The 15,398-nt window shown below is 70.6% G+C and carries 15 protein-coding genes and 1 pseudogene; 8 read left to right on the top strand and 8 right to left on the bottom strand.

All coding sequences use genetic code 11. The features are described 5' to 3' along the window. Positions 1-20 precede the first annotated feature (20 nt). Together ASF18_RS12360 and ASF18_RS12365 are read left to right on the top strand one after the other, a co-directional pair. Positions 21-347: a hypothetical protein gene (locus ASF18_RS12360; RefSeq protein WP_056351932.1), complete on the top strand. Its 327-nt coding sequence runs from the start codon at positions 21-23 to the stop codon at positions 345-347. 142 nt (positions 348-489) lie between these two features. Then, complete coding sequence (locus tag ASF18_RS12365; RefSeq protein ID WP_056351935.1) at positions 490-705, top strand: hypothetical protein; 216 nt, start codon at positions 490-492, stop codon at positions 703-705. A gap of 7 nt (positions 706-712) precedes the next feature. Here the strand turns inward: ASF18_RS12365 and ASF18_RS12370 are convergent, their stop codons facing one another. The 3 genes from ASF18_RS12370 to ASF18_RS12380 all read right to left on the bottom strand — a co-directional run bounded on the left by ASF18_RS12370 (position 713) and on the right by ASF18_RS12380 (position 3,643). After that, on the bottom strand, positions 713-1,390 hold the full coding sequence (locus ASF18_RS12370) for a spermidine synthase (RefSeq protein ID WP_056351938.1): 678 nt from the start codon (positions 1,388-1,390) through the stop codon (positions 713-715). Positions 1,391-1,518: 128 nt separating this feature from the next. Beyond that, positions 1,519-3,192 (bottom strand): formate--tetrahydrofolate ligase, encoded by a 1,674-nt coding sequence (locus ASF18_RS12375; RefSeq protein ID WP_056218667.1) that lies wholly within the window; start codon positions 3,190-3,192, stop codon positions 1,519-1,521. Positions 3,193-3,421: 229 nt separating this feature from the next. Then, on the bottom strand, positions 3,422-3,643 hold the full coding sequence (locus ASF18_RS12380) for a heavy-metal-associated domain-containing protein (RefSeq protein ID WP_056351941.1): 222 nt from the start codon (positions 3,641-3,643) through the stop codon (positions 3,422-3,424). Positions 3,644-3,888: 245 nt separating this feature from the next. On the opposite strand from ASF18_RS12380, the gene ASF18_RS12385 reads away from it, so the two are divergent. Beyond that, complete coding sequence (locus ASF18_RS12385; RefSeq protein WP_056351944.1) at positions 3,889-5,346, top strand: EAL domain-containing protein; 1,458 nt, start codon at positions 3,889-3,891, stop codon at positions 5,344-5,346. A gap of 88 nt (positions 5,347-5,434) precedes the next feature. After that, positions 5,435-6,349, top strand: a complete 915-nt coding sequence (locus ASF18_RS12390) for a TIGR01459 family HAD-type hydrolase (RefSeq protein WP_056351947.1) — start codon at positions 5,435-5,437, stop codon at positions 6,347-6,349. On the opposite strand, the gene ASF18_RS12395 is transcribed toward ASF18_RS12390, so the two are convergent. Together ASF18_RS12395 and ASF18_RS12400 are read right to left on the bottom strand one after the other, a co-directional pair. Then, positions 6,350-6,883, bottom strand: coding sequence for a protein phosphatase CheZ (locus tag ASF18_RS12395; protein ID WP_056218680.1), 534 nt, complete (start codon positions 6,881-6,883; stop codon positions 6,350-6,352). A 49-nt stretch (positions 6,884-6,932) separates the two neighbouring features. After that, positions 6,933-7,316 (bottom strand): response regulator, encoded by a 384-nt coding sequence (locus tag ASF18_RS12400; protein WP_018046001.1) that lies wholly within the window; start codon positions 7,314-7,316, stop codon positions 6,933-6,935. 234 nt (positions 7,317-7,550) lie between these two features. Between ASF18_RS12400 and ASF18_RS12405 the strand changes: the two genes are divergently transcribed. Next, positions 7,551-8,735, top strand: coding sequence for an 8-amino-7-oxononanoate synthase (locus ASF18_RS12405; RefSeq protein ID WP_056351952.1), 1,185 nt, complete (start codon positions 7,551-7,553; stop codon positions 8,733-8,735). A 10-nt stretch (positions 8,736-8,745) separates the two neighbouring features. Here ASF18_RS12405 and ASF18_RS12410 read toward each other — a convergent pair whose 3' ends face one another. Next, positions 8,746-9,144 (bottom strand): hypothetical protein, encoded by a 399-nt coding sequence (locus ASF18_RS12410; protein ID WP_056218688.1) that lies wholly within the window; start codon positions 9,142-9,144, stop codon positions 8,746-8,748. 349 nt (positions 9,145-9,493) lie between these two features. Further along, the gene (locus ASF18_RS12415; RefSeq protein WP_056351956.1) at positions 9,494-12,910 is read right to left on the bottom strand and encodes an acyl-[ACP]--phospholipid O-acyltransferase; all 3,417 of its coding nucleotides are present in this window, start codon (positions 12,908-12,910) and stop codon (positions 9,494-9,496) included. 211 nt (positions 12,911-13,121) lie between these two features. Between ASF18_RS12415 and ASF18_RS12420 the strand changes: the two genes are divergently transcribed. Beyond that, positions 13,122-13,763, top strand: a complete 642-nt coding sequence (locus tag ASF18_RS12420; RefSeq protein ID WP_056218694.1) for a TetR-like C-terminal domain-containing protein — start codon at positions 13,122-13,124, stop codon at positions 13,761-13,763. Positions 13,764-13,784: 21 nt separating this feature from the next. Here ASF18_RS12420 and ASF18_RS12425 read toward each other — a convergent pair whose 3' ends face one another. Next, on the bottom strand, positions 13,785-14,141 hold the full coding sequence (locus ASF18_RS12425) for a hypothetical protein (protein WP_056218697.1): 357 nt from the start codon (positions 14,139-14,141) through the stop codon (positions 13,785-13,787). 363 nt (positions 14,142-14,504) lie between these two features. Between ASF18_RS12425 and ASF18_RS24735 the strand changes: the two are divergent. After that, positions 14,505-14,992: pseudogene (locus tag ASF18_RS24735) on the top strand (MCP four helix bundle domain-containing protein); the annotation flags it as partial. A 195-nt stretch (positions 14,993-15,187) separates the two neighbouring features. Next, a partial coding sequence (locus tag ASF18_RS24740; protein ID WP_348271400.1) for a HAMP domain-containing protein occupies positions 15,188-15,398 on the top strand: 211 nt, incomplete at its 3' end.

Here is a 15,398-nt window from a genome sequence, read left to right on the forward strand (position 1 = left end):
GGGTTCGGCCAGGGGGCACCATGATAGATCTTTCGCGGCGGAGCCTGTCCGTCCTCCTCGCCTGCACGGCTCTCCTGCCGGGCGCGGCCCTGGCCCAGACCGATGCCCAGGCCCGTCCCGACACCCGCGCGATGACCTGCGCCGAAGCCGCGGCCCTGGTGGCCCGGGCCGGCGCCATCGTGATGAGTACGGGTCCGGCGACCTACGCGCGCTTCGTGCGCGACGGCGGGTTCTGCCCGCTGCCGGAAACCACCCATCCGTCCTGGGAGACGACCCGGGACGATCCCAAGTGCTTCGTCGGCTATACCTGTCGCGACAAGTTCAACGAGGGCCAGGGCCGGGACTGAGGTCCGGGGGCATTCCGTCGCCTGACGCCGACCTGCGCCCGCGCTTACGGCCACGCTGCCTTGTTGCCGCCCCGCCCTCTGCCGATGGTCGCCGCCGGGACCCGCCCCGGGAGAGGACGGGCTCGCCGACGAGGGGCCCAGCATGGACCGGACCGAGACCACCCAGACCACCCGCCCGCTGAGCCGGCCGGCCGAAGCGCGCCTCGAGCGTTCCGTGGCCGATGCCCTGCGCATCATCAGGGCCGCCTGCGCCGAGCGGAACGAAGCCCCCGTCAAGGCTGCCCGGCGCCAGCTCGCCGCGATCTACGGCGCGACCCGCCTCAGCCGGCAGCGCGAGCGCCGGAGTGCCTCGGCCTGAGATTCCGTCACCGGGCCGGTCGCTCGGCGAGCCAGATGGTGTGGCGCGCCCCGCGCGAGCGCCCGGCCCGCACGCCGACCGCCTCCACCCGGAAGCCGCCCCGCGCCAGTCGCTGGGTGAAGGCTGGATCGGGATGGGCCGACCACACGGCCAGCACCCCGCCGGGGCGCAGGGCGGCCCGTGCGGCGGCGAGGCCCGCGGCGTCGTAGAGCTGGTCGTTGGCGCGGCGCGTCAGCCCGTCCGGGCCGTTGTCGACGTCGAGGAGGATCGCGTCGTAGGTCCCGCGCCCTGCGCGGATCACCGCGGCGACGTCCGCCACCCGCGCCTCGGCGCGCGGGTCCGACAGCGCCTCGGACGAGAGGCCCGCCAGGGGGCCGCGGCCCCAGTCCAGAACTGCCGGCACGAGCTCGGCCAGCACGATCCGGGCCTCCGCGGGCAGGGCGTCGAGGGCGGCCCGGAGGGTGAAGCCCATGCCGTAGCCGCCGATCAGCCAGCAGGCATTCGTCCGGAGCCCGAGCCGCGCGGCGGTCAGGGTCGCCAGCGCCTCCTCGGAGCCGCTGAGCCGGCTGTTCATTAGCTCGTTGTGGCCGAGCTGGATCGAGAATTCGGTGCCCCGCTGCAGCAGGCGCAGGGAGTCCGACCCGCCCGGCACGGACGCGGTGCCGAGAACGACCCAGGGGATCACGAGGGGGACTGGCGGGTAGGGCGGATCATGCGACCCTGGCTAGCACGGGTCGCCGACCGGATCACGTGGCACCGCGCGCCGACCCGCCCCCCGCCCCCCGCCCGACGCGGGGGGCGGGTTCTTGCGGGCTAGAACAGCCCCTCGATCTGCCCGTTGGCGTCGAGGTGGATGCCCTCCGAGGCCGGGATCTTGGGCAGGCCCGGCATGGTCATGATCTCACCGCAGATCACCACGACGAAGCCCGCGCCCGCCGAGAGGCGCACGTCGCGCACCGCGATGAGGTGGCCCGAGGGCGCGCCCATCAGGCTCGGGTCGGTGGAGAACGAGTACTGCGTCTTGGCCATGCAGACGGGCAGGTGGCCGTAGCCGTCCTTTTCGAACTGGGCGAGCTTGGTGGCGGCCTTCGACTCCACCTGGATGTCGCCGGCGCCGTAGAGCTTGGTGGCGATGGCGAGGATCTTGTCGGTGAGCTTGGTCTCGGTCTCGTAGACGTAGCTCAGGGGCTTCTGCTCGCCGTTGGCGAGCTTGACCACGGCGTGGGCGAGCTCCTCGGCGCCGGCACCGCCCTCCGCCCAGTGCTTGCAGGTGATGGCCTCGACCTGGAGCTGGTCCCGGCACAGCGTCTTCAGCTTGGCGTGCTCCGCATCGGTGTCGGCGTAGAAGTGGTTGACGCCCACGACGACGGGCAGACCGAAGCTGCGCACGTTGGCGACGTGGCGCGCCAGGTTGGCGAAGCCCTTCTCCAGGGCCTCGAGGTTCTCGGAGCCGAGCTCCTTCTTGGAGACGCCGCCATGCATCTTGAGAGCGCGCACGGTGGCGACGATGACCACTGCGGAGGGCTTCAGGCCGGCCTGGCGACACTTGATGTCGATGAACTTCTCCGCACCGAGATCGGCGCCGAAGCCGGCCTCCGTGACCACGTAGTCGCCGAGCTTGAGGCCCGCGCGGGTGGCGATCACCGAGTTGCAGCCATGGGCGATGTTGGCGAAGGGGCCGCCGTGGATCAGGGCCGGGTTGCCCTCCAGGGTCTGCACGAGGTTGGGCTGCAGGGCGTCCTTCAGGAGCACCGTCATGGCGCCCGTGGCCTTGACGTCCTTGAGCGTCACCGGCTTGCGGTCGCGGGTCTCGGCAATGACGATGCGGCCGAGGCGCGCCTCGAGGTCGTCCAGGTCCTTGGCGAGGCAGAACACCGCCATCACCTCGGAGGCCACGGTGATGTCGAAGCCGTCCTCGCGGGGGAAGCCGTTGGCGACGCCGCCGAGGGACTGGGTGATGGCGCGCAGGGCCCTGTCGTTCATGTCGACCACGCGGCGCCAGTGGATGCGGCGCACGTCGATGTTGAGCTCGTTGGCCCAGTAGACGTGATTGTCGATGAGGGCGGCCGCCAAGCTGTGGGCTGAGGTGATGGCGTGGAAGTCACCGGTGAAGTGCAGGTTGATCTGCTCCATCGGCACGACCTGGGCCTTGCCGCCGCCGGCCGCGCCGCCCTTCATGCCGAAGCAGGGCCCCAGCGAGGGCTCGCGCAGGCACATCACGGTCTTCTGGCCGATGCGGTTGAGCGCATCGCCGAGGCCGACCGTGGTGGTGGTCTTGCCCTCGCCGGCCGGCGTCGGGCTGATCGCCGTCACGAGGACGAGCTTACCCTCGGACTTGGTCTCGAGCGACTTGATGAAGGCGTGGTCGATCTTGGCGATATGCTTGCCGTAGTGATGCAGCGCGTCGTCCGGGATGCCGATCTTGGCGGCGACCTCGGTGATCGGCTGAAGCGTGGCCGCGCGCGCGATCTCGATATCTGAGGGCATTGGTGCGTTTCTCCCGGATTGTTCTTGCGCGATCGGGTCCGGCAAGGCCGCATTCCGTCCGCTGGCGTTCGTCGTTCGCCGCCAGGACCGGATCCGCCGACGTTGGGCCGTGCGGATCGGCCAAGCGGCCACGCATCATCGATCGCATCAGTTTGCGTGAAGGGACAAGCAAAAGCGCGTCGGAAATTTTGAATTTGCAGGCAAAAATTTGTTTGGGATCAGACCTGTGTCAGCCCGTCATGGCACTCGCCGTGTATCCGGCCTCGTTCAGCGCCTCCGCGATGCTCAGGGCCTGAGCGGTGGTCGTCACCGCGACGCGTCCGTGATCGAGGTCGACCGCGACCTTGGCCTCGGGGTCGAGGCGCTGGATGGCCCGGCACACCGCCGCGGCGCAGCCGTCGCAGGTCATGCCCTCCACCTGCATCAGGAGGTCCGATGTCGTCGCGTCCATGAGGTTCGCTCCGGGCTTCTCGTTCCGCGGGGCGCATTGTGGCGCCTCGCGACGCCGATGCAAGCGGTCCGGCGCGCGCCGCGTGGGACGTCCCGGAAGCACAGGACACAGTTCGGGAAAATCCGTTTGCAGGGCCGTCCGGTGGCTTGTGGGCCGGGAGCGTCTCGGCAACAAAAGAACGCCGGACCGGCCGAGGTCGGACCGGCACCCGTATTTCCCTGTCGTATCGAGGATCGAAGACTCCGATGGCCCGGATCATCGGCCGGCGTACGAGCCTGTGGGCCCTCGGTCTGCTCGGGCTCTGCCTTCTCGGGCCGCTCGCGGTCTTCTCCCCGCTCGGGGCGAGCCTCGGGCTCGCGGGCCTCGGGCTCGTGGCGGCCCTCGTCGCCCATCGCCGCGCGGGCACGCTGACCGCCCGGTGCGAGAAGCTGTCGGGCGAGGTGGACGTGCTGTCGCAGCGGCTGGTCCGGCTGGAGACGGTGACCCGCGCCCTGGCCGAGCAGCAGGTCCGGGCCGTCGATGCGGGGCTTCCCGCGAGCGCCCCCGGCCCGGATCCCCGCGACCTCAGCGCCGGCATCGAGGAGGTCACGGCCGAGATCGGTCTCCTCAGCGGCATCGTGCGGGAACTCGCGGCCGTGGTGGCGGCGCAGGACGGCGAGATCGCCGGCCTCAAGGCCGTGCCCGCCCCCGTCGTTCCGCCCGTCGCTCCTCCGCTCCGCCCCGTGCCGCGGGTCATCGCTCCGGAGCCTGAAATTCGCCCCGAGCCGCGCTTCGACGCGCCGCCTCTCCGGCGCACCGATCCGCCGCTGGTCGCGCCCTGGACGCCGCGGGCCCTCGGCCGGGCCGAGGCCCCGGTGCGCGACCCCGCGCGCGACGCGGCCCTGATCGCCGCCTTCGACGCCGCCGGCCTGGAGGTCCACCTCCAGCCCATCGTGTCCCTGCCCCAGCGCAAGGTGGTGTCCTACGAGGCGATGGCACGCCTGCGCCTAGCCGGCGAGACCCTGATGCCGGAGGCGTTCGTGCCGGTGCTGGAGCGCCACGGGCGCACCACCGACCTCGACCGCCGCATGCTCCAGCGGGTCGCCACCATCGCCCAGCACCTCGCCGGGCGGGGCAGCCAGGCGGCGGTGGCCTACGGCCTGTCGCCGCGCTCCCTGTTCGAGCCGGGCTTCCTGCGCTCGCTCGGGCGCCTCGTCGAAGGAGCGCCGGACCTGTCGGGACGGGTCATGTTGGCCCTGCCGCAGGCAAGCTGGCGCAACCTCGACGCGGAGCAGGCCGGCGCCCTGGCCGACCTGCGCGGACGCATCGGCTTCATCCTGGACCGACCCCTCGACCTGCGCCTCGATCCCCTGGCCCTTGCGGATCGCGGGGTCGCACAGGTGAAGGTCCCGGCCGACCTGCTGCTGCGCCCGGATTCGCGCCAGGCCATGCCCGACATCGCCCTCGAGGACCTCGTGGCTTCCCTGGCGCGGGCCGGCATCCGCCTCGTCGCCGAGGGCGTGGAGCGCGAGACCGATGTGCCCGACCTCATCGAGCTCGATGTGCCCCTGGCGCAGGGCAGCGTGTTCGCGCCGGCCCGGGTGGTGCGCGCCGAGGTGCTCCAGGCGGCCCCGGCCTCGTCCGAGCCGACTCCGCCGAGCGAGGATCCGGAGCCGCCGCCCCAGCGCCGCCCGTTCCGCGACTTCCTGCGCCGGGCCGGCTGAGACCCGCGCGGCGTTGCTTTTCCCGGAGGTCCCGCCTAACCGGGCGGCGCTCCCCGAAACGCCCGCCCGTCAGCTCGAGGCCCGCCGCATGCCCGATACGCCCGCCCGTCCCGGCCCGTCCCGGCCCGTTCCGACCCTGGACGGCTTCGCGACGATCGCCGCGGGCTACGATCTCATCCTGTGCGACGTCTGGGGCGTGCTGCACGACGGCACCAACGCGCATCCGGGAGCCGGCGACGCCCTGACGCGATTTCGCGCCCTTCCGGAGAGCGGGCGGCCCCGCCGGGTGATCCTGGTCTCGAACGCGCCGCGTCCCTGGGCCGGGGTACAGGCGATCCTCGACGGATTCGGCGTGCCCCGGGGCGCCTACGACGCGATCCTGACCTCGGGCGACCTGACGCGCAGCCTGGTCGCCGCCCACCCGGGCGAGCGCCTGTATCATCTCGGACCGGAGCGCGATGCCACGATCTTCGACGGCCTCGACGTGACCCTGGTCGACGTGGCGCAGGCCGAGCGCGTCATCTGCACCGGCCTGTTCGACGATACCTGCGAGACCGCCGAGGATTACCGCGGGACGCTGGAGGCGATGCGGGCCCGGGACGTGCCGATGATCTGCGCCAATCCCGACCTCGTGGTCGAGCGCCGGGGCGAGCTCATTCCCTGCGCGGGGCTGATCGCGGAGGCCTACGCGGCCCTCGGCGGCGCGGTGACCTATGCCGGCAAGCCCCATCGCCCCGTCTACGAGGCGGCGCTCGCGCTCGCAGGCAGTCTCGACGACCGGGCGCCGCCGGAGCCCGCCCGGGTGCTCGCCATCGGCGATGCGCTGCGCACCGACATCGCCGGGGCGACGGCCTTCGGAATCCCCAGCCTGCTGGTGGCGCGCGGCATCCACGCCGAGGAGCTCGGCGTCTCGGCGGCGCATGCGACGCTCGGGGACATTGCGGACTGGCTCGACCGTCAGGCGGTCCGGCCCGACGCGGTGATCGAGCGCCTGGTCTGGTGATCAGGCGAAGAGGGCGTCGATCTCGTCCTGGGCGACGGCCGGGCCGTGGAGCTGCGGACCGTTGAGGATGAGGAGTTCCTTGCGGACCCGGCGCTCCACCTCCTCCGGGTCGATGCCGCCCTCGTCCTTGGCCTTGACGGCGCTGGCGAAGCGTGAGAGCCGGCTCTCGAGCTGGCGCAGGGCCTCCACGACCTTGGCGATGCGCTGCCCGGTGATGTCCTGGAAGGTGCAGGCCTCGAAGATGTCGTTCATGCGCGCCTCGACGGTGGCGCGGTAGTTCTTGTCGTCCGGCAGGCCGAGGATCTCCTCGGCCGTGTTCATGATGGAATTCGTGGCGCCCGCGGTGGCGGCCACCACGCTGCCGAGCTCCTCGTGCGCCATCGGCAGGCGATCCCGGGTGAGCTCGTTGGCCCGCAGCGCGGCAATCTCGTTGCGCAGATGGGCGATGTAGTCCGCGATCTCGACCAACTCACGGATCAAGGACGGCTTATCCGACGCGGGATTCACGTTCCGCGCCTGCTTGGCGAGTGCCATGGGCTCCCGGCTCCTCGATTCGGTGTTCCTGGGCTACGTCTCGAATCGATCAGGCGCCGCAGACGGCTTCGATCTTGCTCTTCAGGGTGGCGGCGTTGAACGGCTTGACGATGTAGTTGTTCACGCCGGCCTTCTTGGCGGCGATCACGTTCTCGGTCTTCGACTCGGCGGTGACCATGATGAACGGGGTGGTGCGCAGGGCCTCGTCGGCCCGGACGTGGCGCAGCAGCTCGTAGCCCGTCATCGGCTCCATGTTCCAGTCGGAGATGACGAGGCCGTATTTGCGGTTCTTGAGGCGAGCCAGGGCGGCGGTTCCGTCGGAGGCGTCGTCGACCTCTTCGAAGCCCAGCTGCTTGAGGAGGTTGCGGATGATACGGACCATCGTCTGATAATCGTCGACGACGAGGATCGGCATGCCGAGATCGAGGGCCATGGGTCGGTGTGCTCCGTCAGGGGAGGGCCCGTGCCTGGGCACGACCCTCCGGGAATGGGCCGGAACGCCAAGGTTTGGGCGCCCCTTGGCGATGAAACTACGCAGCTTCGCATTGCGAAGCGGTTAACTGCCCACGCGGCCCATCTTGTCTTGACTTCAGGAATGTCCGGGCGTGGCGGGGATGGACTCCATTCGCCTTGACAAGGCCGCCCCGCTCGCCCCCATGCGGGGGGCATGTCCCTCGCGCCACCCCCGCCCGACACCGCCGACTCCGCACCGTCCAGCCTCGACGCTTTCGCCCGGCAGGCCCTGGACGACCTCGATGCGCGCGCCCTGCGCCGCCGCCTCATCGACACCGCGCGCGGACCCGGTCCGATCGCGCACCGGGACGGCCGGACGCTGATCTCGTTCTCGTGCAACGACTATCTCGGGCTCTCCGACGATCCCCGCGTGATCGCCGCCGGACAGGAGGCGCTGGCGCGCTACGGCGCCGGCGCCGGCGCCTCCCGCCTTGTCACCGGCAATCATCCCGTCCTCGCCGCCCTGGAGGCGCGGCTGGCCGCCCACAAGGGCAAGGACGCGGCCCTGGTCTTCGGCAGCGGGTACATGGCCAATCTCGGCATCGTGCCGGCCCTGGCCGGCGCCCGGGACCTCGTCCTCGTGGACGCCCTCGGTCATTCCTGCCTGTTCGCGGGGGCGCAGGTCTCGGGCGCGAAGATGCTGCGCTTCCGCCACAACGACGTCGGCCACCTGCGGGACATCCTGGCGGCGCGCCGCGGCCGGCACGGACGCGCGCTGATCCTCACCGAGCGGATCTTCAGTATGGATGGGGACCGCGCGCCTCTCGACGCCATCCTGGAGGTTGCCGCCGCCCACGATGCCTGGACGCTGGTGGACGATGCGCACGGTCTCGGCGTGGTGGAGGCGGGGGTCCGCGCGCCCCTGGAGATGGGCACGCTGTCGAAGGCGCTGGGCTCGTATGGCGGCTATCTCTGCGCCTCGCGCGACGTCGTCGACCTCATGACCAGCCGGGCCCGCAGCTTCGTCTACACCACCGGCCTGCCGCCCGCCTCGGCCGCGGCCGCCCTGCGCGCGCTGGAGATCATCGAGGCGGAGCCCGAGCGGGCTGCCCGCCCCCTGGCCTTGGCCCGCCGCTTCACGGCGCGCCTCGGACTGCCCGAGGCGACGAGCCCGATCGTGCCCGTCCACGTCGGGACGGCGGAGGCGGCGCTCGCGCTCTCGGCCGCCCTGGAGACGCGCGGCTTCCTCGTCGTCGCGATCCGGCCACCCACGGTGCCGGCCGGCACCGCCCGCCTGCGCGTGGCCTTCTCGGCCGCACACGACCCGGCGCAGGTCGACGGCCTGGCCGACGCGCTGCGGGCGCTCGGCATCGGCCCACGGGTTTCCCCGGAGACCTGACCCGGACCGATCAGGAGTTGGAGCGTGCGCCGCCGGCCTCGTGATGCCGGTCCTGGAGCCGGTTCGATCGCTCCCGCGCCCGCCGGCGCTGGGCCGAGAAGCCGATCCAGCGCGTGACCAGGGGGCCGCGACGGCGAACGATCGGTGCCGCGTCCCCGGTCTCGCCCGTCAGGACGGTCACATCGGTATCCGCTGTTCCATCCGCGAGGTGGCTCTCTTCGGCGGGTGGGGTGTGACCGAAGGCTTCGGGATGGGTCTTTTCCGTCACGACGATGAGTCTCCTCCGGGAATCCTGGGTGTTGCCGTGGGTGGGGAGGGCCGCGCGTGCGACGGCGCCGATCCCTGCCGTCGCGTTCGTCGGGCCGGGCCCGTCGCCGAGAGGTCGGAGCTTGCGAATGTCAGCGGTCATCACGCCTGTTGCCATCTGCGCGGGACCCAGCGCGGCGCGCCGTGCGCGCCCGTGATCCCGTCCCCCTGCACGGCCCGCTCGTCGGGTCCTGCAGCGTCTGCAACAGCATAAGCAATCCCGCCGCCGGGTTGAGTCGGTTGCTTGGTCTGTGAGTCCATATCTGTTGTCTCGGCGTCCCAAACAGGCGTCCAACCGGCCGTTTGCCGGGCTATGGGGACGCTGCCCGGCCCACGGGACCGCGCGGTCCGCGTGGAATCCGGGCCGGCGACCCTGCGCTCAGACCCGTCGTGTGCGGGCCGATACGGCGTCGTTTCGGGGCGCCGCGGGGCTTTCGGCCGCCGCGGATCCGTCAGGCGGCGGCGGGCGCTTGGCCGGCCGCGCGCTCGTGGGCGAGCTTGACCACGCTGACCTGATCGACTTTGCCGGTCCCGAGCATGGGCACCCGCTCCAGCACCACCACCTCCGCGGGAATCGCGATCTCCGGCACGCCTTTGCCCTTGGCGAAGCTCTGGTAGGCGGCGCGGGTCGCGTCCTTGCGTTCGGTGAACAGCACCAGCCGCTCGCCCTTGCGGGCATCCGGCACGGCGGCGACGGCGCTCGGGGTATCGGGCCACAGCTCGGCCGCGAGGGCCTCGACGCTGGCCAGCGACACCATCTCGCCGGCGATCTTGGCGAAGCGTTTGGCCCGGCCCTTGATGGTGACGAAGCCCTGGGCGTCGATGGCGACGATGTCGCCGGTGTCGTACCAGCCCTCGGGGGGCGCCTCGATGCTGCCGGGGCGCTCGGGCCGCAGGTAGCCCAGCATGATGTTGGGACCGCGCAGGACGAGACGTCCGCCCTCCGCGATGCCGGGCACCGGCTCCAGCCGCCAATCCTGGCCGGGCAGGAGGCGGCCCACGGTGCCGAAGCGGTTGAACATCGGGGTGTTGAGCGCGACCACCGGGCCGCATTCGGTGACGCCGTAACCTTCCAGGATGCGCAGGCCGAACTTCTCGCCCCAGGTCTTGCGGGTGGATTCCTTCACCGCCTCGGCCCCGGCCACGACGTAGCGCAGCGAGCGCAGGTCGTAGGAATGGGCGGTCTTGGCATAGCCCGCCAGGAAGGTGTCGGTGCCGAACAGGACGGTGGCGTTGGAGCCGTAGATCAGCTCGGGCACGATCCGGTAGTGCAGAGGCGAGGGATAGAGGTAGACCGGGACGCCCGAGACCAGGGGCAGCACCAGGCCGGCCGTCAGCCCGAAGGCGTGGAACACCGGCAGCACGTTGAACACCTTGTCGCTCGGCCCAAAATCGATCCGGGCGGCCACCTGCGCGGTGTTGGCGAGCATGTTGCGGTTGGCGAGCACCACGCCCTTGGGTGCGCCTTCCGAGCCTGAGGTGAACAGGATCGCGGCCGGGTCGTCGCCCCGCCGGGGCACCAGGGGCGCCCGCTTGGAGAGGAAGCCACGCAGCTTGTCGCCCGTCGTGATGCCGGCCCGGATGTCCTCGAGGTAGACGAGGGTGACGGCCCCCCGGATCGCCTCCACGAGGGCGCCGAGGCGGCCCTTCTCGATGAAGGCGCGGGAGGTCAGGATGGTGTCGACCTCGGCCGTTTTGCAGGCCGACAGGACGTTGGCGGCGCCCGCCGAGAAGTTGATCATGGCCGGAACCCGCCCGGCTGAGGCCAGGGCGAACAGGGTCACGGCCGCACCGTTGGCGTTCGGCAACATCACGCCCAGGGGCTTGCCGGGGGTGCCGACCCCCTGCAGCTTCCGCCCGAGGATGTTGGCGCCCATCACCAGCCGGGAGAAGCTCAACGATCCGGTCGGATCCTCGACGGCCGTGCGGCGCCAGCCGTGGCGGTCGCCCGCCTCCACGAGGGCCTGCATCAGGCCGCGGTCGATCTCGGTGGTGCGGAAGACGAGGTCGGACATGATTCCGTAGAGTGCGGCGCCCGCCGCCTGCCGGCGAGCCTTGCCCTTGAGGGCCGGGTCCACGCTAAGGGCGACCGGCGAAAGGATCGTGACGGTGACCTTCGGCCACCAGCGCCGCTTCACCTGGTTCTGCGACAGGCGCGAGAAGACCGTCTTCTCCAGGCCGTCGATCTTCACCGGCACCACCATGGCCCCGGACTTGTCGGCGATGAGCCCGGCCCCGTCATAGACCTTCATCAGGCTGCCGGTGACCGTGAGGCGCCCCTCGGGGAAGATGATCAGCGTCTCGCCGCTCTTGACCGCATTGATCAGGGTGCGGGTGGCCAGCGGCCGTGTCGGGTCCAGGGGCATCGCCTTCGTCATCGCCAGGAACGGCTTCACCCACCAGCGCTGCGCGATGCCGTGGTCCACGGCGAAGACCGGTTCCTGGTCCAAGAGGGAGAGCGCGAGGGGCGCGTCGAGGAACGAGACGTGGTTGAGGGCGATGATGGCGTTCGGGCCGGCCTTCTCGACGTTCTCCAGGCCGCGCACCTCCAGGCGGTAGAAGGCCCGGAACAGGATCGAGAGGAAGTCGCGGAACGGGCTCGTCGGCAGGACGGCCAGGATGACCACGCCCGCCACGAGGTTGAGCACGCCGAGCAGGGTCAGGAGCGCAGCCATCGACCAGCCGGCGCCCTGGAGGGCGGCGAGGCCCAGCGCCCCCGTCACCATGAAGGCGGCCGTGAGCACGTTGACGGCGCCGATGACGCGGGCCCGCTTGTCCTTGTCGGTCCAGGCCTGCACGGCGGCGAAGGAGGGCACGATGTAGAGGCCACCGGCGACGGCGAGGCCGAACAGGTCGAGGGTGACGCGCAGGCCCGTCCCTGTGGTGAGGAACTCCCAGGCGTCCGAGGGATCGCCGGAGACGGGCCCGAGATGCGCCACCGTCCAGGCGAGATCGAGCCCGAAGGCGCCCATCAGCAGGGCGCCGACGGGGGTGGGGAGCAGCACGATGCGACCGCTGGCGAGCCAGGAGGCCAGCCCCGAGCCCACCGCGATGCCGATGGAGAATACGGCGAGCAGGGTCGTCACCACGGTCTCGGAGCCGTTGAGGCTCTGGCGCACCAGGACGGGGAGCAGCGACAGCACCACGGCGCCCACGAGCCAGAACCAGCTCACGATCAGCGAGCCGCGCCACAGCCGGGTGTCGCTCCAGAGATCGCGCAGGAGGGCACCGGTGGAGCGGGCGACGTTGGGGTCGACCCGCAGGGTCGGCGCGCCCTCGCCGGTGGACGGGATCGCCCGGGCCGAGAGCCAGCACAGGACGGCGAACACCATGATCATCGTGCTGAAGGCCAGCGCGCCGCCGCCCATGGCGGTGGCGAGGCCGGCCACGATGGTGCCGAGCAGGATGGCGAGGAAGGTCGCCGCTTCGACCAGGGCGTTGCCGGCGGTCAGTTCGTCCCGGCGCAGGTGGTCGGGCAGGATGCCGTACTTGATCGGCCCGAACAGGGCCGCGATCGTCCCGAACAGGCCGAGCGCCACGAACAGCACCGGCACGGAGTGCAGCCAGAACCCCAGGGCCGCCGCCGCCGCACCGAAGATCTCGGCGAATTTCAACCGCTTGGCGATGAGCGCCTTGTCGTAGCGGTCCGCCATCTGTCCGCCGAGGCCCGACAGGATGAAGAAGGGGCCGATGAAGACCGCGCCCGCCAGGGTGACCAGCATCGGCGAGCTGCCACCGCCCGCACCGCCCACCTTGAACAGGATCAGGAATACGAGCGCGTTCTTGAGGAAGTTGTCGTTGAACGCCGAGAAGAACTGGCACCAGAACAAGGGTGCGAAGCGGCGCGTCGTCATCAAGGTACGAAACATGGAAGTCTCCTCGGACGACGCATGACTGCCCGCACGCGGCGATAGCGTCAAATGGTGAACCACGCGTCATTTGAACAACGTTCAAAACATATCGCCGCCGCAGATGGGGTTCAATGGCGCGATTGTACGGTGTGCAATCTGAGCGGTCGGCCGGTGCGGTGCCGCACGGGGACGATGACCCGACCTCGGAATCCACGGAGCGGGAAACAGGATGGCACGGGTGGAGAAACGGGGCACCGGCCCGCGCGGCGAGCACAACCGCGACGAGTTCCTCGCGCTGGTGACGAAGGCCGCCGAGAACCTCGTCCGGCGGGAGGGCCTGCGCGGCCTCGGGATGCGGCGGCTGGCCAGCACCATCGGGTATGCGCCGAACTCGATCTACAATGCCGTCGGCGACCTCGATGCGGTGATGATGCGGGTCAATGCCCGCACCCTCGCCCGCCTGCACGCGGCCCTGGAATCCGCGGTGACGCCGGACGCCGCACCGCGCGACAAGGCCCTGGCCCTCGCCGATGCCTATCTCGGCTTTGTCGCCGCGGATCCCCAGGTCTGGAGCCTCGTCTTCGAGCACCAGATCGCGCCCGACAGCCCCTTCCCGGACTGGTACGCCGAAGCCCTGGGCCAGACGACCGACCTCGTCGCCCGCGTGCTGGCCCCCATGATCCCCGACCCGGACGAGCGCCGGCAGGCGGTGGCGGCCCTCTGGGCTGCCCTGCACGGCCTCGCTTCGCTCTCGACTTCGCGCAAGCTCGCGGTGCTGACACCGGAATCGCCCCGGGACCTCGCGCGTCTGCTTGTCCGACGCTTCCTCGACGGGCCGGACCGGGGAAGGCCCGAGACCGCGGGCGCCTGAGCACCCTCGGGCCGGTGGATCCTACAGGACGCTGCTGCGGCGCGTCCGCATCCCCTTGAAGAGGGCGGGATGGGGATCGGTGAGACCGCGCGATGCCGGCGGCTCCGGCGCCTTGTACGCTGGCTCCGCTCGGGCCGGGACCTCGCGCGCGTCGTCCGTCCTCGGCCGGCCGCCGCGGCGCTTGGCGGTCGAAGACCCCGAGTCGTGTAACTCGGACCGCGGCGCAGGCAGGAGCGACAGGCCGCCGAACGCGAGGAGGCAGGCGAGGCCGATGCCGGCGGAATGCCAGCTCGGCTCCGGCGCGATCATCATCGTCACGAGACCCCCGAAGGCGATGGCCGAGGCGAGATTGCGCGGTGTGAAGGGATCGATGGCCATGACACCATCATCCGCTGCGTCGCTCGCGACTTCGTGAACCGCATGATTCAATTTGTAGGGATTAGATCGCCGTTGGGCCGGAGCCCTCCGATCGTATTCGGCCCCATGCCGACGACGCAAAATCCGTGACGCCAGTCGGGGTTTCGCCCTGCGACAGGATTGAGATTTCGATCGGCGCAAGGTCTGAGACCTCGGACTGATATCGGTGCTGCAACAAATCGCGAGATTTCCAGAAGCTCTGATGGGTTCTCGCTGGTGCAACCAGTGGTTCAGAACAATTCATTCGTGAACGCAAGATTTTAAGCATCCGCGATGCGTTGTGGCTGCTCGCCGCGCGTGTTGATTTGCTCCAGGCGGCACCCGATGAAGTTCGTCGTGTCCGTCCAAAATCTCTTCATCCGCCGCCGTCTGATCGCGGCCTTCTCGCTCCTGACCGTCTTCGTGGTCGGCCTGGGCCTCTTGGCACTCTTCAGCACTCAGCGCATGCGCGCGCAGAGCCTGGAGGTCGAAACGAACTGGCTTCCGAGCATCCGCGCCCTGGGCGAGATCGATACGGTCACGGCCCGCATCAGCGCGGTCGTGCTTACGCATATCAGGCCACCGACCCGAAGCTGACGGCCTCGATCGAGGCGGACCTCGTGCGTTTCGACCAGAAGCTGGCCGATCGCCGGGCGATCTACGAGCCGATGATCGCCTCGCCGGAGGAGCGTGCTCTCTACGACAGCTACCGGCGCGATGCAGCCGCCTTCCTGCCGATCCGCCAAGCCATCCTGGATCTCTCGCGCGGCGGACAGAAAGCCCAAGCCTTCGAGCTCTACGAGAGCAAGGGCCTGTCGGTTCGCCGCGCCGCGTCGAACACCCTGGAGAAGCTCGCGGCCCTTAACAATGACGGCGCCGCGCAGGCGCAGGCCTGCAGCATGGCCATCTTCGAGCAGACCCAGACCCTGGGTCTCACCGCTATGTTGGTGGCTCTCGTAATGTCGGCGCTGTCCGCCTTCCTGATCATCCGCGGCGTCACGCACGGCATTCGCGCCGTGGTCTGGCCCATGCAGGCGCTGGCGGGCGGAGACCTCTCCGTGACCATCCCGCACCAGGGCGCCCGGACCGAGATCGGCACCATCGCGGACGCCGTCCAGGTGTTCAAGGACGGTCTGATCAGGATGCGGGCCCTCGAGGCGGAGACGGTCCTGGCGGGGGCGGGGGCGGAGGCGCAGCGCCAGGCGGCGATGCGGGCGATGGCCGACAGCTTCGAAGGGG

This window comes from Methylobacterium sp. Leaf89, from assembly GCF_001422215.1.
Taxonomy (GTDB): domain Bacteria; phylum Pseudomonadota; class Alphaproteobacteria; order Rhizobiales; family Beijerinckiaceae; genus Methylobacterium.